20 protein-coding genes are annotated in these 20,946 nt (G+C 67.9%); 3 read left to right on the top strand and 17 right to left on the bottom strand.

The window, feature by feature from the left end; genetic code table 11:
• Window positions 1-24: 24 nt before the first annotated feature.
• The gene (locus tag AC5P8C_RS12580; protein WP_019661284.1) at window positions 25-564 is read right to left on the bottom strand and encodes an adenine phosphoribosyltransferase; all 540 of its coding nucleotides are present in this window, start codon (window positions 562-564) and stop codon (window positions 25-27) included.
• A gap of 298 nt (window positions 565-862) precedes the next feature.
• Between AC5P8C_RS12580 and AC5P8C_RS12575 the strand changes: the two genes are divergently transcribed.
• Together AC5P8C_RS12575 and AC5P8C_RS12570 are read left to right on the top strand one after the other, a co-directional pair.
• Window positions 863-3,286 carry a membrane-bound PQQ-dependent dehydrogenase, glucose/quinate/shikimate family gene (locus tag AC5P8C_RS12575; RefSeq protein WP_019661283.1) on the top strand — a complete coding sequence of 808 codons (2,424 nt, stop codon included), beginning with the start codon at window positions 863-865 and terminating at the stop codon, window positions 3,284-3,286.
• Window positions 3,287-3,387: 101 nt separating this feature from the next.
• On the top strand, window positions 3,388-4,242 hold the full coding sequence (locus AC5P8C_RS12570) for an IclR family transcriptional regulator domain-containing protein (protein WP_026347165.1): 855 nt from the start codon (window positions 3,388-3,390) through the stop codon (window positions 4,240-4,242).
• A 76-nt stretch (window positions 4,243-4,318) separates the two neighbouring features.
• Here the strand turns inward: AC5P8C_RS12570 and pcaC are convergent, their stop codons facing one another.
• The 15 genes from pcaC to AC5P8C_RS12495 all read right to left on the bottom strand — a co-directional run bounded on the left by pcaC (window position 4,319) and on the right by AC5P8C_RS12495 (window position 19,215).
• Window positions 4,319-4,705 (bottom strand): 4-carboxymuconolactone decarboxylase, encoded by a 387-nt coding sequence (gene pcaC / locus AC5P8C_RS12565; RefSeq protein ID WP_019661281.1) that lies wholly within the window; start codon window positions 4,703-4,705, stop codon window positions 4,319-4,321.
• Between the two features lie 22 nt (window positions 4,706-4,727).
• On the bottom strand, window positions 4,728-5,513 hold the full coding sequence (pcaD, locus tag AC5P8C_RS12560; protein ID WP_495218866.1) for a 3-oxoadipate enol-lactonase: 786 nt from the start codon (window positions 5,511-5,513) through the stop codon (window positions 4,728-4,730).
• Window positions 5,514-5,539: 26 nt separating this feature from the next.
• Entirely contained in the window at window positions 5,540-6,883 is a 1,344-nt protein-coding gene (locus tag AC5P8C_RS12555; RefSeq protein ID WP_495218865.1) for a 3-carboxy-cis,cis-muconate cycloisomerase, read from the bottom strand.
• A 90-nt stretch (window positions 6,884-6,973) separates the two neighbouring features.
• Window positions 6,974-7,543, bottom strand: a complete 570-nt coding sequence (gene pcaG / locus AC5P8C_RS12550) for a protocatechuate 3,4-dioxygenase subunit alpha (protein WP_495218864.1) — start codon at window positions 7,541-7,543, stop codon at window positions 6,974-6,976.
• Between the two features lie 4 nt (window positions 7,544-7,547).
• On the bottom strand, window positions 7,548-8,258 hold the full coding sequence (pcaH, locus tag AC5P8C_RS12545) for a protocatechuate 3,4-dioxygenase subunit beta (RefSeq protein ID WP_495218863.1): 711 nt from the start codon (window positions 8,256-8,258) through the stop codon (window positions 7,548-7,550).
• A 69-nt stretch (window positions 8,259-8,327) separates the two neighbouring features.
• A complete protein-coding gene (gene pcaF, locus AC5P8C_RS12540) occupies window positions 8,328-9,542 on the bottom strand; it encodes a 3-oxoadipyl-CoA thiolase (RefSeq protein WP_495218862.1) in 1,215 nt (404 codons plus the stop codon).
• Between the two features lies 1 nt (window position 9,543).
• Window positions 9,544-10,191 carry a 3-oxoacid CoA-transferase subunit B gene (locus tag AC5P8C_RS12535; RefSeq protein WP_019661275.1) on the bottom strand — a complete coding sequence of 216 codons (648 nt, stop codon included), beginning with the start codon at window positions 10,189-10,191 and terminating at the stop codon, window positions 9,544-9,546.
• Window positions 10,188-10,868 carry a 3-oxoacid CoA-transferase subunit A gene (locus tag AC5P8C_RS12530; RefSeq protein WP_495218861.1) on the bottom strand — a complete coding sequence of 227 codons (681 nt, stop codon included), beginning with the start codon at window positions 10,866-10,868 and terminating at the stop codon, window positions 10,188-10,190. The genes AC5P8C_RS12535 and AC5P8C_RS12530 overlap by 4 nt, the downstream gene beginning before the upstream one ends.
• Window positions 10,869-11,040: 172 nt before the next feature.
• Complete coding sequence (locus AC5P8C_RS12525; protein ID WP_495218860.1) at window positions 11,041-12,360, bottom strand: MFS transporter; 1,320 nt, start codon at window positions 12,358-12,360, stop codon at window positions 11,041-11,043.
• Window positions 12,361-12,412: 52 nt separating this feature from the next.
• Window positions 12,413-13,264, bottom strand: coding sequence for a type I 3-dehydroquinate dehydratase (gene aroD, locus AC5P8C_RS12520; protein WP_495218859.1), 852 nt, complete (start codon window positions 13,262-13,264; stop codon window positions 12,413-12,415).
• Between the two features lie 35 nt (window positions 13,265-13,299).
• On the bottom strand, window positions 13,300-14,601 hold the full coding sequence (locus AC5P8C_RS12515; protein ID WP_019661271.1) for a carbohydrate porin: 1,302 nt from the start codon (window positions 14,599-14,601) through the stop codon (window positions 13,300-13,302).
• Between the two features lie 22 nt (window positions 14,602-14,623).
• Window positions 14,624-16,135 (bottom strand): right-handed parallel beta-helix repeat-containing protein, encoded by a 1,512-nt coding sequence (locus AC5P8C_RS12510; protein WP_495218858.1) that lies wholly within the window; start codon window positions 16,133-16,135, stop codon window positions 14,624-14,626.
• 422 nt (window positions 16,136-16,557) lie between these two features.
• Complete coding sequence (locus AC5P8C_RS12505) at window positions 16,558-18,123, bottom strand: protein adenylyltransferase SelO (RefSeq protein ID WP_495218857.1); 1,566 nt, start codon at window positions 18,121-18,123, stop codon at window positions 16,558-16,560.
• Window positions 18,124-18,155: 32 nt separating this feature from the next.
• Complete coding sequence (locus tag AC5P8C_RS12500; protein ID WP_019661268.1) at window positions 18,156-18,845, bottom strand: glutathione S-transferase family protein; 690 nt, start codon at window positions 18,843-18,845, stop codon at window positions 18,156-18,158.
• A 160-nt stretch (window positions 18,846-19,005) separates the two neighbouring features.
• On the bottom strand, window positions 19,006-19,215 hold the full coding sequence (locus AC5P8C_RS12495; protein ID WP_004153307.1) for a cold-shock protein: 210 nt from the start codon (window positions 19,213-19,215) through the stop codon (window positions 19,006-19,008).
• A 301-nt stretch (window positions 19,216-19,516) separates the two neighbouring features.
• Here AC5P8C_RS12495 and AC5P8C_RS12490 point away from each other — a divergent pair, with 301 nt between their 5' ends.
• A complete protein-coding gene (locus AC5P8C_RS12490; protein ID WP_134730503.1) occupies window positions 19,517-20,005 on the top strand; it encodes a YaiI/YqxD family protein in 489 nt (162 codons plus the stop codon).
• Between the two features lie 6 nt (window positions 20,006-20,011).
• Here the strand turns inward: AC5P8C_RS12490 and AC5P8C_RS12485 are convergent, their stop codons facing one another.
• A complete protein-coding gene (locus AC5P8C_RS12485) occupies window positions 20,012-20,890 on the bottom strand; it encodes a pseudouridine synthase (RefSeq protein ID WP_495218856.1) in 879 nt (292 codons plus the stop codon).
• Window positions 20,891-20,946 lie beyond the last annotated feature (56 nt).

Raw genomic sequence — 20,946 nt, 5'->3', positions numbered from 1 at the left:
GCCGGGCGTGGCCCGGCGACACGCTCAGAACACCAGTTCGGTGTGCAGCGGCAGGTCCGCTTCCCAGCGCGCGCGGCCGCCGAGTCCGTCCAGTTCGACCAACACGCCGGCACCCACCACCTCGACACCCAGGCGGCGCACCAGCGACAAGGCAGCGACCAGCGTACCGCCGGTGGCCAGCACGTCATCGATGATTGCTACGCGGGCACCGGCCGGCAGTGCATCGGCATGCACCTCGATGCAGTCGCTGCGGTATTCGAGCGTGTATTCCTCGCGCAGCACCTGGCCCGGCAGCTTGCCCGGCTTGCGCACCGGCACGAAGCCCACCCCCAGTTCCAGCGCCATCGCGGCGCCGAGGATGAAGCCGCGCGATTCGATGCCCACCACGGCATCCAGCTTCTGGTCGCGCCAGCGGTCGGCCATCGCGGTGATCGCGCCGTGGAAATCCCCGCCGTGGGCGAGCAGCGGCATGATGTCCTTGAACAGGATGCCAGGCTTGGGGAAGTCGGCGATGTCGCGCAGGCGGGAGGACCAGGCGGGGAGGGCCATGGTGGCGTCGGTCATTGCAGCTACCAGCGTGTATGGCGGCATAGGGTAACCGGTTCGCCTGCGCCCTGCCCGTTCCCGGTACCTGCGCGCCAATGCGTTCCATCAATGGCGACGCGCCGTCACGTCAAAATCGCACACTAGTGCGATAATCGCCACAACCGGTCATTCACCCAGCCTGCGCCATAAGCAGGCCGACGCCTGCCCGCCTTCACCGGCCCGCAGCCGCCCGGGATGCCGACGGCCCCCGCCACGCCTGGCGCGCGCGGGGCTTCCCCGCCTCCGCGCGGGTTTTTCGCAATGAGGTTCATGCAACGTGGACGAGACGACGGAGGTTCCGGCCCTGTGCCGTGTGCTGGTGGTCCTGCTCGGCATCCTGGTGACCCTGTTCGGCCTGGCTCTGCTGGTCGGTGGTGTTCGCCTGGTAATGCTGGGGGGCAGTTGGTATTTCCTGCTGATGGGTGCTGTGTCGGCGGTCGCCGGGGTGCTGCTGGTGATGCGTCGGCCGAACGGTGCGCTGCTGTACGGCCTGGCCTTCGTGGCCACGCTGGTCTGGGCGCTGGTGGATGCGGGCTGGGAGTTCTGGCCGCTGGTCTCGCGCCTGGTGATGCCGGCCGTGCTGGCCCTGCTGGTCGCGCTGGCTTGGCCGGTACTGCGCCGCAGCCGCGGCCAAGTGGCCGGTCGTGGCGCCTATGGCGTAGCCGTGGTGCTGCTGGTCGGCCTGCTGGGCACGGCCTTCTCCGCCTTCCAGCCGCGCCCGGTGCAGACCGCACAGGGCACGACGCCGCCGGTGGTACCGGTGGCCAAGGGCGCTGAACAGCGCGACTGGATGCATTGGGGCAACACCACCGCCGGCACCCGCTTCGCTGCACTGGACCAGATCACCCCGGCCAACGTGAAGGAGCTGCAGGTCGCCTGGACCGCGCACACCGGCGACGTGCCGGAAAGCAACGGCTTCGGTGCCGAGGACCAGAACACCCCGCTGCAGATCGGCGACACCCTGTACCTGTGCACCCCGCACAACCAGGTGATCGCCATCGACGCCGACTCCGGCAAGCAGCGCTGGGCCTTCGACCCCAAGGCCACCGCGCCGAACTGGCAGCGCTGCCGTGGCCTGGGCTACTTCGATGCGGCCACCGCAGCGGCAGCCACAAAGACCGCTGCGCCAGCACCCGCACCGCAGCCGGCCACTGACACCGCCAGCGCCGGCCCGGCCCTGTGCGAAAAGCGCATCCTGATGACCTCCATCGATGCGCGCCTGTTCGCGCTCGATGCCAGGACAGGCGCGCTGTGCCCGGACTTCGGCAGCAACGGCGTGGTCGACCTGAAGACCGGCATGGGCGAGATCAAGCCCGGCTTCTACACCCTCACCGCCGCGCCGCTGGTGGCAGGCGACCTGGTCGTGGTCGGTGGCCGTGTGGCCGACAACATCGAAGTGGGTGAACCGTCCGGCGTGGTGCGTGCGTACAACGTGCGCACCGGTGCGCTGGCCTGGGTCTGGGACCTGTCGAAGGAAACCCCGGATGTGCCGCTGGATCCGTCGATCCACTACACGCGCGCCACGCCGAACGTGTGGACCTCGATGGCCTACGATCCGCAGCTGGGCCTGGTCTATCTGCCCACCGGCAACACCACGCCGGACCAGTGGGCCGGTGAACGCACCCCGCAGGACGACAAGTACAGCTCGGCCGTGGTCGCGCTGGATGTCGCCACCGGCAAGGAGCGCTGGGTGTATCAGACCGTCCACCATGACCTGTGGGACTACGATCTGCCCGCACAACCGACCCTGGTCGACGTGCCCGACGGCAAGGGCGGCACCTTGCCGGCACTGCTGCAGGTCACCAAGGCAGGCCAGATCTTCATGCTCAACCGGCAGACTGGCGTACCGATCAGCGAAGTACGCGACATCCCGGCGCCGCAGGGTAACGCTGAGGGCGAGCGCTACGCCGCCACCCAGCCGCTGTCGGTGGGCCTGCCGCAGATCGGCGCGGAAACGCTGACCGAGTCGGACATGTGGGGGGCGACTCCGATCGATCAGATGCTGTGCCGGATCCAGTTCAAGCAGTTCCGCTACGACGGCATGTACACCCCGCCGGGCGAGGATCTGGCGCTGCAGTGGCCGGGCTCGCTGGGAGGCATGAACTGGGGCAGCGCTTCGGTCGACCCGACCACGGGCTACCTGTTCGTCAATGACATGCGCCTGGGCCTGTGGACCAAGCTGATCCCGCGCGCACAGATGACCAGCGGCGCCGGGGGCGTGGAAATGGGTGCGGCGTCGCAGACCGGCACGCCCTACGGCTCGCTGCGCGACCGTTTCCTGTCCAAGCTGGGCATTCCCTGCCAGAAGCCGCCGTTCGGTACGATGTCGGCGATCAACCTGGCCACCCGCCAGCTTGTCTGGCAGGTGCCGGTGGGCACGGTGAAGGACACCGGGCCGATGGGCATCAAGATGGGCCTGCCGATTCCGATCGGCATGCCGACCCTGGGCGGTTCGCTGGCCACGCAGTCGGGCCTGCTGTTCTTCGCCGGTACGCAGGATTACTACCTGCGCGCCTACGACAGCCGCACCGGTGAGGAAGTGTGGAAGGCCCGCATGCCTGTCGGCAGCCAGGGCACGCCGATGACCTACGTTTCGCCGAAAACCGGTCGCCAGTACGTGGTGATTTCCGCCGGTGGTGCCCGCCAGTCGCCGGACCGTGGCGACTACGTGATCGCCTACGCGCTGCCCGAGCGCAGGTGACCCACGCCACGCGGTGCAGCCTGCCAGGCTGCCCCGCGTGGGTACCGGTTGCCGGTTCCAGCGCTTACCATGCAAGGTCGAACCTGATGAAAGCTGCTGCCATGCCTGCCGTTCCTCCCAGCCGTCGTCCCAAGCGCCCGCCCGCGCCGCCGCAGGATCGTGGCTTGGCCCATGAGCTGATGCAGCAGATCCAGGACAACCAGGGCGATCCGGATTTCATGACCTCGCTCGGCCGCGGCCTGGCCGTGCTGAGCGTGTTCTCGCAGCATCCGCGCGAAGTGACCATGTCGCAGATCAGCACTGATACCGGCATCTCGCGCGCTGCAGTACGGCGCGTGCTGTACACGCTGGAAAAGCTGGGTTATGTGGGCGAACAGGGCCGTGGCTACGTGCTGCTGCCGCGCGTGCTGGGCATGGGCGGCGCCTATGTGGCGTCGTCGTCGATGACCGCTGCCGCGCAGCCGGTGCTGGATGCCCTGCGCGATGATGTGCACGAATCCTGCTCGCTGGGCGTGCTGGACGGCGATGACATCCTGTATGTGGCGCGCGCGGAAACCGTGCGCATCATGTCCATCGGCCTGCGCGCGGGCAGCCGCCTGCCGGCCTACTGCACCTCGATGGGCCGCGTGCTGCTGGCCGCGTTGCCGCGTGACACGCTGGAAGGCTACCTGGAACGCAATCCATTGCGGCCGCGCACCGAACGCACCATCACCCGCATGGATGTTTTCCTTGACGCCCTGGAAAAAGTGCGACGCGACGGCATGTCGCTGGTCGACCAGGAGCTGGAGATCGGCCTGCGTTCGATCGCCGTGCCGGTGCGCTCGCGCAGCGGCGATGTGGTCGGCGCGTTGAACATCGGCACCCAGGCAGGCCGCATCGGCCTGGGGGTGATGCAGACCCAGCTGCTGCCTCGCCTGCGCGAAGCCGCGCAGCGCTTGGGTACGCTGTTGAACTGAAATGTACTGAATCTGGTAGTGCCGGCCGCTGGCCGGCATTGCCGATGTGCAGGAGGTTGCTGGCCAGCCGACGGCACTACCGTTCCGAAGCCTGCTCTTCCAGGATTGGCTTGGCCAGTGCGAACGCGTGGTTCGCCGCCGGGACGCCACAGTAGATCGCTGCCTGCAGCAGCACTTCCTTGATCTGCTCCGGCGTCACCCCGTTGTTGCGGGCCGCGCGGATGTGCAGCTTGAACTCCTCGTCATGGCCCAGCGCAACCATCATCACGATGGTCAACAGCGAGCGCGTATGCCGCGGCAGTCCGTCGCGTGTCCACACCGTGCCCCATGCGGTGCGGGTGATGAATTCCTGGAATTCGGTGGTGAACTCGGTGCGTGCCTGCAGAGAACGTTCCACATGCGCCTCGCCCAGCACCTCACGGCGCACCGCCAGCCCGGCTTCGTAGCGTTCCTGTTCGTCCATCGTCGTAACCCTGTTGAGTGATTCAGTACTGCGCGGAAAGCTGCGCGGCGAGTGCCGCAGTGAACGCCTGCGGCGATTCCAGATTGCAGATATGCCGGCCCGCAACGGCGGCATATCGCCCGTGCGCCACGCCCTCGGCGATCGCCTGCAGTTCGGCCGGCACGCAGACCGGATCGTCATCACCGGCAATGGCCAGCAGCGGCACGCCGATGAGGTCCAGTGCATCACGGAAGTCAGCCGTGCCCACCGCATTGCAGCAGCCAGCGTAGCCTTCGACGCTGGTGGCGAGGAAACGTTGCAGGATGTCCTCTACTAGGCTGGCGTGGGTCTGCGCGAAGCCCGCGGTGAACCAGCGCTCGCGTGTGCCATCCACCAGCGACAGCAGGCCATCATGCTGGACCTGGGCGATGCGTGCCTGCCAGCCGTCCAGCGTGCCGATCTTCGCAGCGGTAGCCGCCACGGTGAGCGTGTGCAGACGGTTGCCGGCGTGCACGCCCAGCCACTGCCCGGTCAGGCCGCCGATCGACAGGCCGCAGAAGTGGCTGCGCTCGATGCCGAGGTGATCCCACAGGGCCAGCACGTCGGCGCCCAGCTCGGCCACGGTGTACAGCCCCGGCGGCGCACTGGACTGGCCATGGCCACGGCGGTCATAGCGCAGGATACGGTACTGCGAGGCCAGTGCATCCACCTGCGGCTGCCACATGCCCAGGTCGGTACCGAGCGAGTTGCACAAGGTCAGCCACGGGCCATCGGCGCGGCCTTCGGTCTGGTAATGCAGGCGATGCTGCGGAAGGTCGAGGAAAGACATGGGGGCTCCAGCGTTGAACGTAGGAATCAGCCGCGCGCCAGCACGCGGTCGATCCACGTATCGGCCATGCCGCGCCAGCTGTCGGCGGCGAACAGGGCATCCAGTTGTGCGGGCGACAGCTGCGCGGTGATCTCCGGCGTCTGCGCCAGCACGTCGCGCAGGTGCAGCGACTGCGCCAACGACTGCCTGGCCGCCTGTTCCACCAGCGCATGTGCGGCCGGCTTGCCGATGCGCTCGCCCAGGGTGACCGCCACGGCTTCGGCATAGAGCAGGCCGCCATGGCTGTCCAGGTGCTGGCGCATGCGCGCGCGATCCAGCTGCAGCCCCTGCACCACCACGGTCACCTGGGCCAGGCTGCCGGCGCACAGGCGCACGATCTCCGGCACGGTGTCCCACTCGGCATGCCACTGCCCGGCGGCGCGTTCATGCGGCTGCGGCATGGCCGTGAACAACGTGGACAGCAGGCCAGGCACGCGCGTGGCCGCAGCGATGGCGGCCACGCAGCCGACCGGGTTGCGCTTGTGCGGCATCGCCGACGAGCCACCCTTGCCCTCGCCCGCCGGCTCGAAAGCTTCAGCAACCTCGGACTGCATCAGCAGCACGATGTCGGTGGCGATCTTGCCCAGGCTACCGGTCAGCAATGCGAACACGCTGCCGAACTCGGCGATGCGGTCCCGTGCGGTGTGCCAGGGCAGCGCCGGCAACGGCAGCTGCAGCTCGGTGGCCAGCGCTTCGGCCACGTCCAGCCCACGCGTCTGCAGCGAAGCCAGGGTGCCAGCGGCCCCACCGAACTGCAGGACCAGGGTGTCGTCGGCCAGCGCATCGAGACGCCGCTGGCTGCGCTGCAGGGCATCGAGCCAGCCGGCGGCTTTCAGGCCGAAGGTGACCGGCACCGCCTGCTGCAGCAGCGTGCGCCCGGGCAGGCCGGTGCCGCGCTCGGCCTCGGCCAACCGCGCCAGCGCGGTACACAGCAGCTGAAGGCGCGCCTGCACGTGACTGACCGCCGCGCGCAGCTGCAGCACCGCGCCGCTGTCGATGATGTCCTGGCTGGTGGCGCCCCAGTGCACCCAGCGCGCGGCCTCGGCATCGCTCGCCCTGACCTGCGCGGTGAGTGCCTTGACCAGCGGAATGGCCGGGTTGCCGGCCAGTGCGGTCGCCGCCGACAGCGTCGGAAGCGCATACAGATCGGCGCTGCACGCCGCTTCGATCGGGGCCAGTGCAGCGGCGGGGATCACCCCGCACTGTACCTGCGCGCGCGCCAGGGCGCGTTCGACATCCAGCATCGCCTGCAGGCGTGCTTCATCACTGAACACGGCGTCGACGGCGGGGTCGCCGAACAGACCGCCCAGCAGCGTTGGGGAGTGGCTCATCGGTGCAGTCCATCCGGGGTGGCCACAGCTTACCCGCGCCCGCTGCACGCGGGCGTGGAGTGGCCGGAAGGCGCGTTGGCCGCGCCGCGATCAGTAAGCGAAGAACACGGTCTCGTCCGGACCCTGCATGCGCACGTCCCAGCGGTACAGGCCCTTGCCCTGCGCCTGCGCCTGCGCGACCAGGGTATGGCGGCGCTCGGCCGGCACCAACGCGAGGATGCCGTCCTCGCCATTGCTGGCTTCGTCACTGAAATAGATGCGGGCACGGGTGGCCTGCAGCAGGCCGCGCATGAACACCAGCACCATCAGGTGCGGTGCCTGCGCCTCCCCACGCAGGCCCGGCACGCGGCCCGGCTTGACGGTGCTGAAGGCGAAGCGGCCCTGGTCGTCGGTCGGTACGCGGCCCCAGCCATCGAAGGCCGGATCGTGGTCATCACGGCGCGGGTCCTCGCCATGGGCGTAGATGCCCTGCGCGTCGGCCTGCCAGATTTCCAGCACGGCATCGGACACCGGCACGCCATTGCCATCGAATACCTGCCCCTGCACTTCGATGCGATCACCCTGCGCGGTGGCCGGGGCGATCTCGGTGCGGTACAGCGGTTCCAGGCCCAGGCGGTAGTACGGGCCTACGGTCTGCCACGGAGTGGATTGGAAACTCATGGTCTTACTCCCAGACGGTCATCTTGCGACCGCGCAACACGATGTCGAAGCGGTAGCCGAGTGCGAATTCGTTGGCGGTGTTTTCCCAGTCGAACGAGGAGACCATGCGCTCGCGCGCCTTGGCGTCGTCCGTGCAGTTGTAGATCGGGTCGAACGCCAGCAGCGGGTCGTTGGGGAAGTACATCTGGGTGACCAGGCGCTGGCCGATGCCATCGCCGTGCAGCGAGAAATGGATATGCGCCGGGCGCCAGGCGTTGTAGTGGTTGCGCCACGGGTACGCACCCGGCTTGATGGTGGTGAAGCGGTAGCGGCCTTCGCTGTCGGTCAGCACCTGGCCGGTGCCCTTGAAGTTCGGGTCCAGCGGCGCATCGTGCTGGTCGCCCTTGTGCAGGTAGCGGCCGGCGGCGTTGCACTGCCAGACCTCGACCACGGTGTTGCGCACTGGGCGGCCATTCTCGTCCAGCACGCGGCCGCTGACGATGATGCGCTCGCCCTGCGGCTGGCCGGGGAAGCCGGCGGTCAGGTCGGCGGCATGCTCACCCAGGGTGATGCGGTTGATGCTCGGCCCGGTCACCTCCGAGAGCGTCACCGGGATCGCGATCGGGTCGGTACCCGGTCCACGCAGCGCGGTGGAGGCATACGGCAGATGGATGCGCAGCGGCTGGCTGCCGGGGTACGGCTTGCGATAGCCGCGCAGTTCGGTGGGATCGCTCATGGCGTGCTCCTGTTGGCGAGCGGCCCGAAGGCCGCGGCTTTCTTGCAGATCATGGATACGGGGGAAGGCTTACACGCGTTCGATGGCCAGCGCCACGCCCTGCCCCACGCCGATGCACATCGTCGCCAGGCCGCGGCGGCCGCCACTGGCTTCCAGCTGGCGCAGCAGGGTCAGCGTCAGGCGCGCGCCGCTCATGCCCAGCGGGTGGCCCAGGGCGATGGCGCCGCCGTTGGGGTTCACGTGCGCGGCATCGTCGGCCAGGCCAAGCTGGCGCATGCAGGCCAGGCCCTGCGAGGCGAAGGCTTCATTCAGTTCGATGGCATCGAAATCGGTGATCGACAGGCCCAGGCGTGCCATCAGCTTCTGGCTGGCCGGCACCGGGCCCATGCCCATGATCGCCGGCTCGACGCCGGCGCTGGCGAAGCCGAGGATGCGCGCGCGCGGGGTCAGCCCCAGCGCCTTCACCTGCGCGCCCGACGCGAGCAGCAGCGCGGCGGCGCCGTCATTGATGCCCGAAGCGTTGCCGGCGGTGACCGTGCCCGGCTGGCGGAACAGCGGCTTCAGCCTGGCCAGTGCCTCGGCGGTGGTATCGCCGCGCGGGTGTTCATCGCGGTCCACGGTCACGGTCTCACCGCGCCTGCGGCCCGGTACGTCCACCGCCACGATCTCGCCGTCAAAGAAGCCGTGCGCCTGCGCAGCGGCGGTGCGCTGCTGGCTGCGCAGGGCGAACGCATCCTGGTCCTCGCGGCTGATACCGTAGCGCTCGGCCACGTTCTCGGCGGTCTGGCCCATGGTCTCCACGCCGTGCAGTTCGCGCAGGCGCGGGTTGATGAAGCGCCAGCCCATGGTGGTGTCTTCGATCTGCTGGTCGCGGGCGAACGGCGAAGTCGCCTTGCCCATCACGAACGGCGCGCGCGACATCGATTCAACGCCACCGGCAATGGCCAGGCCCAGCTCGCCGGCGGCGATGCCACGGGCCACGGTGCCGATCGCATCCAGGCCCGAACCGCACAGGCGATTGATCGTGCTGCCCGGCACCGTCACCGGCAGCCCGGCCAGCAGCAGGCTCATCCGGGCGACGTTGCGGTTGTCTTCACCGGCCTGGTTGGCACAGCCGAGGTAGACATCCTCGACCCGCGCCGGGTCCAGCTGCGGGTGGCGCGCGAGCAGCGCCTTCAACGGGATCGCGCCAAGATCATCGGCGCGCACGCCGGACAGCGCGCCGCCGTAACGGCCGATCGGGGTGCGGATGCCATCGACGATGTAGGTCTCGTGCAGGCTCATCTCAGGCTCCCTTGGCCTGTGCCAGCGGCAGGCCGGTCAGTTCACGCAGTTGTTCGATGTCCATGCCCTCGACCATTTCCAGCACGGTCGCGCCGTCGGCGCCAAGGTCAAACACCGCCACATCGGTATACACCCGTGACACACAGCGCAGGCCGGTCAGCGGGTAGCTGCATTCGGCCACCAGCTTGCTCTCACCCTTCTTGGTGAACAGGTCCATCATCACGAAGACCTGCTTGGCACCGATGGCCAGGTCCATCGCGCCGCCCACGGCGGGAATCGCGTCGGGCGCACCGGTGCTCCAGTTGGCCAGATCGCCGTGTGCCGACACCTGGAAGGCACCCAGCACGCAGATGTCGAGGTGGCCGCCGCGCATCATCGCGAACGAATCGGCATGGTGGAAATAGCAGCCACCGGTAAGCAGGGTGACCGGCTGCTTGCCGGCGTTGATCAGGTCCGGATCTTCCTGGCCAGGGACCGGCGCCGGGCCCATGCCGAGCAGACCGTTTTCCGACTGCAGGAAGATCTCCTTGTCGGCCGGCAGGAAGTTGGCCACCGTGGTCGGCAGGCCGATACCCAGGTTGACGTAGGCGCCTTCGGGAATATCACGCGCCACGCGAGCGGCCATCTGTTCGCGGCTGAGCCTGTTCATGCCTGCACTCCTTCTGCGGCCACCTGCACCACGCGCTGCACGAAGATGCCCGGGGTCACCACGGCCTCCGGATCCAGTTCGCCCAGCGCCACCACCTCACGCACCTGCACGATGGCGCAGCGTGCGGCCATCGCCATCAGCGGGCCGAAGTTGCGCGCGGTCTTGCGGTACATCAGGTTGCCCCAGCGGTCGCCACGGTCGGCCTTGATCAGCGCGAAGTCGGCATGCAGCGGGTACTCGAGCACGTAGTGGCGCCCATCGATCTCGCGCGTTTCCTTGCCCTGCGCCAGCTCGGTGCCGTAGCCGGTGGGGGTGAAGATCGCGCCCAGGCCGGAACCGGCGGCGTGGATGCGTGCGGCCAGGTTGCCCTGCGGCACCAGCTCCAGTTCGATCTCACCGGCGCGGTAGGCCGCATCGAAGTGCTGCGAATCGGCCTGGCGCGGGAAGGAGCAGACGATGCGGCGCACGCGCTTGTGCCTGATCAGCGCGGCCAGGCCGGTATCGCCGTTGCCGGCATTGTTGTTGATGATGGTCAGTTCGCGCGCGCCCTGTGCAATGAGCGCATCGATCAGCTCATCGGGCATGCCGGCGGTACCAAAGCCGCCGATCATCACGGTGGCGCCATCATGGATGTCGGCCACCGCTGCTTCCACGCTGGCCACGGACTTGTCGATCACTGCATTGCTCCTTGCCCTGCCTGCCGGCGGTCATCGCCGCCACGCTGCAGGGCCACTGCGAAGGGAAAACGCGACCCGGACATGGTCGCCATGGCGCCCTGTCCGGTCAATGCGATATTCGGACATATGCGTCGATAATCGCACATTGCATGACGTGCCTTGGACATGGGGTTCAGCGCGTTTTCTGTCCCACGCCTACACGTAAGCCAAGGCATGCCCAAGCCGCGAGCAGAAGCGGCAAGGCGCACAGCACGTACAGCGCAGACGGCTGCCAGCGGCCGTCCACCAGCACGCCCACGGTGAGCGGCGAGAGAATCGCGCCGACGCGGCCGATGCCGATCGCCCAGCCCAGGCCCGTGGTGCGCACCTCGGCGGCGAACACCACCGGCGCCGCCGCGTACAGGCCGGCCATCGCTGCAAACAGGGCCGCGCCGATCACGAAGGCCAACGGGAAGGCCACGCCCAGCTGCGTGTTGAAGGCGGCGAAGCCCAGCATCGACACCATCGCCAGCAGCAGCGCACCGGCAGTCAGCTTCGACAGCGACCAGCGCGATGCCAGCCAGCCGAACAGGCTGCCGCCGACGATGCCACCCAGGTTCAGCAGCACGCCGCCGGTGATGCCCTGCTGTGCCGACACACCGGCAGACACCAGCAGCTTCGGTGTCCAGCTCAAGACGAAATAGAAGGCGAACATGTGCAGGAAGAAGGCCAGCGCGATCAGCAGCGCGACGCGGCGCAGGTCACCCACGAACAGCGCCGCGTAGCCCTGGCGCTGGCCATTGCTCGCCGGCACGGGTGGCAGCGCCTGCAGTTCCGGCATGCGCATGCGCGACAGCAGCACGTTGAGCCGAGTCAAGGCATTGGCCGGGCGCCGCGCGACCAGGAAATCCAGCGACTCGGGCAGGCACTTGAGCACGAGCGGGATGCAGACCAGCGAGGCGCCGGCGCCGATCAGGAACACGCTGTGCCAGGACCAGTGTTCCAGCATCCACGCCGCCAGCAGGCCACCGGCGGTGGCGCCGATGGGATAGCCGGTGGCCTGCAGCGCCACCGCCGTGCTGCGCCACTTGGCGTTGGCGTACTCGGCGGTGATCACGCCCACCCCGGCCAGCATGCCGCCGATACCGATGCCGGTGTACACGCGCAGCGCGCCCAGCTGCCACGCGCTGGCGGCCAGCGCCGACAGCGCCATGCCGCTGGTGAGGATCAGCAGGCAGCAGATGATCATCGGCCGCCGGCCCCAGCGATCCGCCAGCGGCGCCAGCAGGAACGAACCCAGCGCCATGCCGACCAGGCCGGCACTGAGCATCAGCCCCAGCACCTTGCCCGACAGTTCCCAGTCCGCCGACACATGCGGCGCGGTGAAGGCCATGACCATCACATCGAAGCCATCGAGCATGTTCAACAGTACGCAGATGGCGATGGCGGTCCACTGGAAGGGACTCATCCGCTCAAGGACAAGCGGCGGTGCAGCGGCGGAGGCGTGGCTCATGGTGCGGTTTCCTGCAACAGCGTGAGGCGGTGGAACGTCCGGCGGGGTGGTCTCAGTGACCGGCCTGGCTGGATGCGTGGATGACCTGCAGGACGTCCTGCAGGCGATCGACCTCGACCTGGCCCGGCGCCGACGGGGTGCCGATCATGCCGAAGGTCAGGGCCTGGCCGAAGGTCTCGCCGGCCAGCCGGGAGACCACGCCGGTGCCGCCCATCGACATGGTCAGCAGCGGCTTGTCGCTCTGCTGGCGCACCTGCCAGGTGGCGTCGAGCAGGGCCAGCACATCGCCGGCGTCGCGCGGCATCACCGCGATCTTCAGTACGTCCGCGCCCAGCGCCTGCTGCTTCAGCAGGCGCGCGACGATTTCCTCGCGCGGCGGCGTGGCATGGAAGTCATGGTTGGACATCACCACCTTCACTCCGGCTTTGTGCGCCTGCGCCACCAGCGCCTGCACCACCTTCGGGTCGCGGAACATCTCCACGTCGATCAGCTGTGCAACGCCGCCGCGCAGCAGGGTGGCGTAGAGCGCGCCGTAGTCGGCATCGCTGATCGCCTTGGCACCGCCTTCGGCCTTGGTGCGGAAGGTGACGATGACGGGCTTGCCGCCGAGCATGGCCTGGATGCGCTTGCCGAGCGCGACCAGTGCCTTTCCATCGGTGGCGATATCCAGGTAGTCGATGCGCCACTCGGCGATGTCGGTGGCCTTGCTGGCAGCGATGGCTGCAGCCTGCTGCAGGGCGACGTCGGCAGTGGCACCGGTGATTGGCACGATGGTGCGGGGGCTGCCCTCGCCGATGCGCAGCGATCCCACCTGCAGTACCGTCGGCGGTGGCGCGGCCATGGCCGGTACGGACCCGGTGCACAGCGCACCAGCAAGGACGACCGAGGCAAACGGAATCTTCATGGCAGTCACCAGAGCGGGAATGGAGCGCGCGACCATCAGAAGGTCACCTTGGCCTGGACGCCCACGGCCCAGGCGTTGTCGGTGCCGCTGTAGTTGAACGTGCCCGGGTTGACGATGTACTGCACGTCCGGGCGGATCATCAGCCACGGGTTCACCTGGACGCTGTAGGACAGTTCGAACAGTTCTTCGGCCTGGCTGAGGTTGTACAGCGGCGAATCGACGGGCACGCCGCCGGCGGCCAACGTGGCGCGCCGCGCATCGACCAGCCGGTTGTTGATGTCCGCGCCCACGTAGCCCAGCGCAATGCTGTCCTGCGCGCGCGAGCCGATGCCCTGGTAGACACCACCCAGCGCGTACCAGCGCTTGATCTGCGCGGTATCGGTGTCGGACACCATGTATTGCGCGAAGGCGGTGAGGCCGCGGCTCGGGTCGGCCGATTCCTGGGTCAGGCGCTGCTCTGCCAGCACGTAGGCGCCGTGGCGGCCGGTGGTCGGCGTGGTGTCCAGCCCGCGCTTGTCCACGCGCGAGGTGTCGTAGTAACCACCGAACTTGTAGACGCCGGCATGGCGGCCACCCTTGGCCGGGGTCCAGGTCACTTCCACCGGGAACAGCGAACCGGTGGTGCCCGAGACGAACGGACGGAACGCATTGCGCTCGATGTTGCCACCCAGGTTTGGGTTGACCTGGAACCAGCCGGTGCGCACGTTCACCGCCGGGCTGATCTGCTGCGCGAACTCACCGCCCCAGCGCGCCATCGGGTAGTTGTACCAGCCGCTGTTGCCGGACATCGCCAGCGGATGCGCGCAGAAGGCGGCGTTGACGAAGTGGGTCAGCAGGCTGTGCAGGCCGAACTGGTTGCCCATCGCGTAGTAACCCAGCTTGTAGTACGACTGGCCTGCGTTGAAGGTCTGGTCGTAGCTCAGCTCGGTCAGGCGCGTGTACTGGCCGCCGTACGCTTCCTGGATCGGGAAGCGATTGCCGACGAAGTCCACCGACGTGCTGCGGCCGCGACGGTCGTTGAGGGTGAAGTGGAACGCACCGCCGTCCCAGCCCGCCAGCTTGCCCATGTCCAGGTCCATGCCCACGCGCACCTGCTGTGCATAGCGCGCGCCGGTCTCGCCGTAGCCACCATCGACCACGCCCATGGCCTCGCCCACATAATCGCCGCGGAAGGCGATGCCACGCTCGAACAGCTCGGTGCGGGTGCCGCCCCAGTCGCCGGTGAGCGTCTTGCCTTCATAGCGGTTGCTGGACTGCGCGCTGGCCAGGGCCGGCAGCAGCGCGGTGGCCAGGATGCCCAGGGACAGGCCCAGTGACGGGGATTTCGCAGGATTCATGATCGCGGTCTCGTGGAGGTGATCAGCGCAGCGACAGCGGCGCGCTCAGGGGGGAGGTGGCGCCCTGCGCCGAGGTGACGGTAGCGGTCAGGCTGCCGGCAGCGGCAGCATCTGCCCCGGTACCGAGCGGGAAGGTGAAGCTGCCCTGCCCCTGCGCATCGGTGCGGGCTTCGACGCTGCCCAGCACCCACTCGGCCTCGCGGCCGTTGGTGGCGCGGTTGCCGAACACTTCCACCTGGTAGTGGGAATCCGGCACACCCTTGAAACGACCGTTGAGCTGGCGCTGCGCGCCCTTGCCCTGCACGGCGGTCAGCTGCGGCGCGGCCTGGCCGAGGTTCGGCAGCGGCTGGCAGTCGGCCTGGCCGGCAGCGGTGCAGATGTGCGCACGCTTGGACGGATCGTTGTCGACGCCACGGCCGCGCGAGCCGACGAAGCTGGCGTGCTCCAGGCCCGGCACACCGAACACGATGGCACCGCGCGGCTGGCCCTTCTTGCAGGCGCCGCCGGCTTCGCAGCGCTCGATCAGCAGGCCGTTGCCGTAGATGCGGTTGGCAGTGAAGCGGTTCGGCGCGCTGACCGGCTGCGGGCGCACACCAATCCCGATGCCGTTGCCGGTGATGGTGTTGCCATCGACCACGTTGCCGCTGCCGGTGATGCTGAGCCCGATCGAATTGCCGGTGAAGGTGTTGGCAGCGATGTAGTTGCGGTTGCCCCAGTTGATCTGCAGGCCATCGGAATAATCGACGAAGCGGTTGCGGACCACGCTGTTGTCGTTGCCCCACAGGATCTCGATGCCCTGCGAGGGTTCCGGATTGGCGGGGGTGGACTGGAACAGGTTGTCGGCCACCAGGTTCCAGGCCGCGCCACGGGTCAGCTCCAGGCCGTCGCCGTTGTCGAGGAATTCGTTGCGCACGATACGGTTGTGCATGGTAGTGGTGGCGGTGGACTGGCCCTTGCCATCGTCGCCGGTGAGCATGATGCCGGCACCGCCCTTGTTGGCGACGATGCGGTTGTCATGGATCTCGTTGTGACTGGAACGGTTGACCAGCACGCCGATGCAGAAGTTGCGGATCTCCAGGCCGGCCAGCTCCACGCCCTGCGTATCGCGCAGGACCAGGCCCGGCAGCGTGGTGGTGCGCACATTGGTGCCGGACTGCCCCGGCTCGGCGCCCGGGCAGGCATCGGTACCGGTACCGGTGACGTAGGCCGAGCCATCGATGGCGATGTACTGGCCATCGCGCGCCCAGGACGTACCGATGATCTGCACCGGCCCCTTGATCTCCGGCAGCGGCGAGGCCGGCCTGATGACGTAGGGCGCAACGCCGACGGCGTCAATCTCGATGCGGTAGCGGCCCGGAGCGGCATTGGCGGTGGTGATCGCCCAGCGCAGCGAACCGGCGTTGGCGTCGTCGGTATAGCGATCCACGCGAAGCACTTGCAGCGGCGCGCGCGGCGGCTCGGCCTGGTAAGCCAGCGCCAGCGTCGGCAACACGGCAAGCAGGGACAGGGCAACAACGGACAGACAACGGGACATGCGAACACTCCGCACAGGTGAAGGGAAATCCTGCGGCCTTCCCCTGCACCTGGCTTCAGCACCGGACCGGCTGCTGCCCTCGCCCCGCCAGGGGTGGATCGCTTGGACTGCTACGAAACTGTGGAGTGAAATTAGGTTTATCGCACTGCACCATTCAAGTGCGGTAATCGACTGCGCGTGCGAATATCGCACTGAATGGGTGATACCATCGTTGTAGGGGAGGTTCGGCAGGGCCGCCGCCCTGTACCTGCTACGAGCCGAAGCAACGTCAAAGGCGGCGTTCTGTGGGATAGCGGGGCACTGTGGATTCGCGGGGACGCCGTGAACCGGACCCACCCCGCCATCCCACGGAATGCCGCACTGGGTTTTGACGTTGACGTTGACTCTGAGGGTGCAGGGCTGCAAGCCCTGCAGAGAAACCCCTACGAACTGCAGGACAGCATCGAGCAGCCGGCGCGGTTGTCGGCCCACGCCGGACGCTTGCCGGCAAAGTGCTCCAGCCCGGCGCGTTCGGTATACGGGTCACGCAGTACGTCCTGCAATGCGTGAACACCGCCCAGGTCGCCCTGCTCGGCGCGATCGATGGCCTCCTGGGCCAGCCAGTTGCGTAGCACGTACAGCGGATTGGCCGCGGCCATTTTCGCCGTGCGCTCGCTGGCCGACAGCGGATCCACGCGCAGTCGCGCCGCGTAGTCCTGCAACCACTGCTGCAGCGGCGCCTGCACCGACTGCTGGCGCGCCTCGTCGTAGTACACCGCGTCAAGCACGCCCACATCGGGCGACGTTGGATCAACGCGCATCAGCGCGCGCCAGGCCAGCGTCATGTCCATGCTGCCGTCCTGCATCAGCTGCTGCCAGCGCAGGTAGAGCTGCAGGTCCTCATCATCCGCCGCTGCCAGGCCGAGCTTGGCCGCTGCATCGCGACGGGTGCAGGCAACGAACGTGGACTGGTACGCCGCCAGTCCCGCTTGCAACGGTTCGACATCGGCAAACAATGGCGACAACGCCTGCGCCAGTCGGCTCAGGTTCCAGTACGCCACCTGCGGTTGGGTGTCGAAACGATAGCGCCGGCCCTGGGCATCGGTGGTGTTCGGCGTCCAGTCCGGATCGAAGTCCTCGACCCATCCATAGGGACCGTAATCCAGCGTCAGGCCTAGCACGGACAGGTTGTCGGTGTTCATCACGCCATGCACGAAGCCGACGCGCATCCAGTGCGCGATCATCTCGGCAGTGCGCACCGCGATCTGCGCGAACCAGTCACCGTACAGCGGCTCGCCCTGCCCTTCGAGCTCCGGAAAGTCGCGGGCGATGCACGCGTCGACCAGCTGCCGCAACAAGCCAGTTTCACCACGCGAGGCCGGCAGTTCGAATGAGCCGAAGCGCAGGAACGACGGCGATACACGGCACACGATGGCGCCGGGTTCGGCGCGGGGATGACCGTCGTAGAACATGTCACGCACCACGTCTTCGCCGGTGCCGACCAGCGACAACGCGCGCGTGGTCGGCACGCCCAGGTGATGCATCGCCTCGCTGCACAGGAATTCGCGGATGGACGAGCGCAGCACCGCGCGGCCATCGGCGCCCCGCGAATACGGGGTGGGGCCGGCACCCTTCAGCTGCAGCTCCCAATGACACCCATCGGGTGCGACCAGTTCGCCCAGCGAGATCGCGCGGCCATCACCCAGCTGCCCCGCCCAGTGGCCGAACTGATGCCCGCCATAATTGGCCGCCCACGGCTGCATGCCGGGGTACAGCGCATTGCCACCGAACACATCGGCGAAGCCATCGCTCTCCACTTCATCGGCATCGAAGCCGAGCATCGCCGCCACCTCCGGCGACCAGGCCAACAGCGTGGGCGCCGCCACGGGCGTCGGCATCACCGGCGACCAGGCGGCGCCCAGCACTTCACGCCTGCGCGGGCCGGACTCTGGGTCACCCGGCAGGGCATTCAGCAGGCGATTGTCGAAACGGGGGCTGTCGTTATCCATGGTGTTGAAGATGGGGGCGACGGCCGACGGCCTCAATTGCCGCTCAGCGCCTGCAGATGTCCACCGTGGGCCTCGGCGCGCTGGTAGGCCGGGCGCTCGCCAATGCGCTTGAGAAAGCCGCGCAGCGCCGGCTTGTCGTCGAGGCCACCGCCGCGCGCGGCCGCAGCCTGGATCGGAAAGCTCATCTGGATGTCGGCTGCGCTGAACCGATCACCCGCGAACCAGGGGCTTTCGGCCAGGCGGCGCTCCATCCAGTCCAGGTGCAGGCGCCGCTGCGGACCAATGAAGCCGCGCTCGGCCTTGTCGGCAACGCTGCGCGCGATCGGGCGGGCGAAGAACGGCATCGGCGCGTTGCGGATGCGGCCCATCACCAGGGTCAACAGCAGCGGCGGCATCGCTGAGCCTTCGGCGTAGTGCAGCCAGTAACGGTAGGCGATGCGCTCGGCACCATCGGCCGGCATCGGTGACGGCGACAGCTGGCGCTGCGTGTCGTAGCGGTCAGCGAGGTAGTCGAGGATCGCGCCGGACTCGGCCAGTACCAGCTCGCCATCCTGCAGCACCGGCGACTTGCCCAGCGGATGCACGTTGCGCAGCTCCGGCGGCGCCAGCAGCGTCTTCGGATCACGCGGATAGCGGCGCAGTTCGTAGTCCAGCCCGAGCTCCTCCAGCATCCACAGCACGCGCAGGGAACGGGAGTTTTCAAGGTGGTGGACGATGCGCATGGGTGGTTCCGCGACGGAAGGAGTCGCCCGATGTTAGCGCGCCCGGCTGCATGCCTTTTGTAGAGTCGAGCCATGCTCGACGTTACAGAACAGCGGGCAAAAAAAAAACGCCGGAAGCTTTCGCTTCCGGCGTTCTGGCTACCAAACGGCAGCAGACGGATTAGACCGCCTGCACCTGGTCAGCCTGCATACCCTTCTGACCCTGGACGGCGATGAAGGTAACCTTCTGGCCTTCCTGCAGGGTCTTGAAGCCGGTGCCCTGGATGGCACGGAAGTGCACAAACAGGTCCGGGCCGCTTTCCGGGGTGATGAAGCCGAAGCCCTTGGCGTCGTTGAACCACTTGACGGTGCCGGTCTGACGATCAGACATTTGACTAACTCCTGAAACACATGTTGAAAAAATCGCAGCCACCGGGTATCGGGGCCGAGACTGAGTTGCAGGCGTTGGTAAAGCGGATCGATGAGCGGATCGTGAGATCAACTGCACCAGGCCACGATTCACGGTGACCCTAGCAAACACAGTGGGGCCAACGATACGCGTGTTTTCTGCAAAAAGCGATAGCCGGGGCGTTCATGGGCTGGCCCCGCCCGCTAGACGTGGCAAGGGTTGGCAGCCGGTCGAGGCTAACCCTGAGCCCCCATTCAGGATTTTCCTACCCTACACTGGGTAAATGACTGAAGCTGAAACCCAAGCTGAACTGGCCCTCCCCCGTATCTGGGTGGACGCGGACGCCTGCCCCGCCGTCATTCGCGACATCCTGTTCCGGGCCGCTGAACGGGTCGGGATCGAACTGACCCTGGTCGCCAACCAGTGGATCCGCACCCCGCCCTCGCGCTGGTTGCGCTCGATCCAGGTGCCGCAGGGCCTCGACGTGGCCGACAGTGCCATCGTCGAACGGGTCGCCGCTGGAGACCTGGTCGTCACCCAGGACATTCCGCTGGCCGCGCTGGTGCTGGAGAAGAAGGCCGTGGCGCTGAACCCGCGCGGTCAGCTGTACACCCCGAACAACATGGCCGAGCGGCTGTCGATGCGCAATTTCATGGAGGAACTGCGCGGCGCCGGGGTGCAGACCGGCGGCCCGCCGCCGCTGGGCCCGCGCGACCGGCAGCTGTTCGCCGCCGAGCTGGACCGCTGGCTGGCGCGGCGACCGGCCCGCTGAACGGGCCTAGTCGCCCTGACCCGGCAGCACCAAGCGGTGCTGGCTGCGGAAGCGCCGTCGCTCCCCGCTCAACGGATCATTGAAGGCCAAGCCCTGCGCCAGCAGCTGCAGGGGCGGCTCGTCCGCCCCCTCCGGGCGCACTCTGAGCTGCGGATACAGGTCGTCGCCCACGATGGGCCCACCCAGCATCGCCATGTGCACCCGCAGCTGGTGCTTGCGGCCGGTTTCCGGCAGCAGCCGGTAGCGCCAGATCGCCCCCTCGGCTTCGACCAGTTCGACCCGGCTGCGCGCATTGGGCTCGCCCGGCACTTCAGCCATGCGGAAGAACGGCTCGTCTGGCGCCAGACGGCTGTGCCGCAGCAGCGGGAACGCCAGCCCAGGCAGCGCCGGTGCCAGCGCCTCGTAGGTCTTTTCAATGCGGCGCTCGCGGAACAAGCGCTGATAGGCATCGCGTGTCGCCGGCTGGGTCGAAAACAACACCAGCCCCGCCGTGAGCCGGTCCAGGCGGTGCAGTGGTACCAGATCCGTGTTGCCGGTGCGGGCGACCAGGCGCGACAGCAGGGTTTCGCGCACATACCCACCGGCCGGCGTTACCGGCAGGAAGTGCGGCTTGTCGGCCACCAGCAGGTGCGCATCCAGATGCAGGAGGGTCTCGGCGAAGGGAATCACCGGCTCGTCGGCCACTTCGCGGAAGTACTGGATTTCCAGCCCCACCTGCCAGGGCATGTCCGGCGCCAGTGCCCTGCCCTGCGCATCCTGCACACGGCCTCGGGCGAAGCGGTCCTGCCATTGCGCGCGACCGATGCGCGGGAAACGCACGCACAGGCCATCGAGCAGGCTGGGCCAGTGGCCGGGGGGCAGCTGCAGGTGGCTGGGCAGGGTCATGGCGTCCATTCCGGCCACGGGAAAGAGCGCCAAGAGTGCCACCGTTGACGCTGCGC

The organism is Stenotrophomonas sp. YJH_SMC_46, from assembly GCF_059370315.1.
Note: the sequence above shows the minus strand (reverse complement) of the source record. Positions and strands in the feature narration are given on the sequence as shown.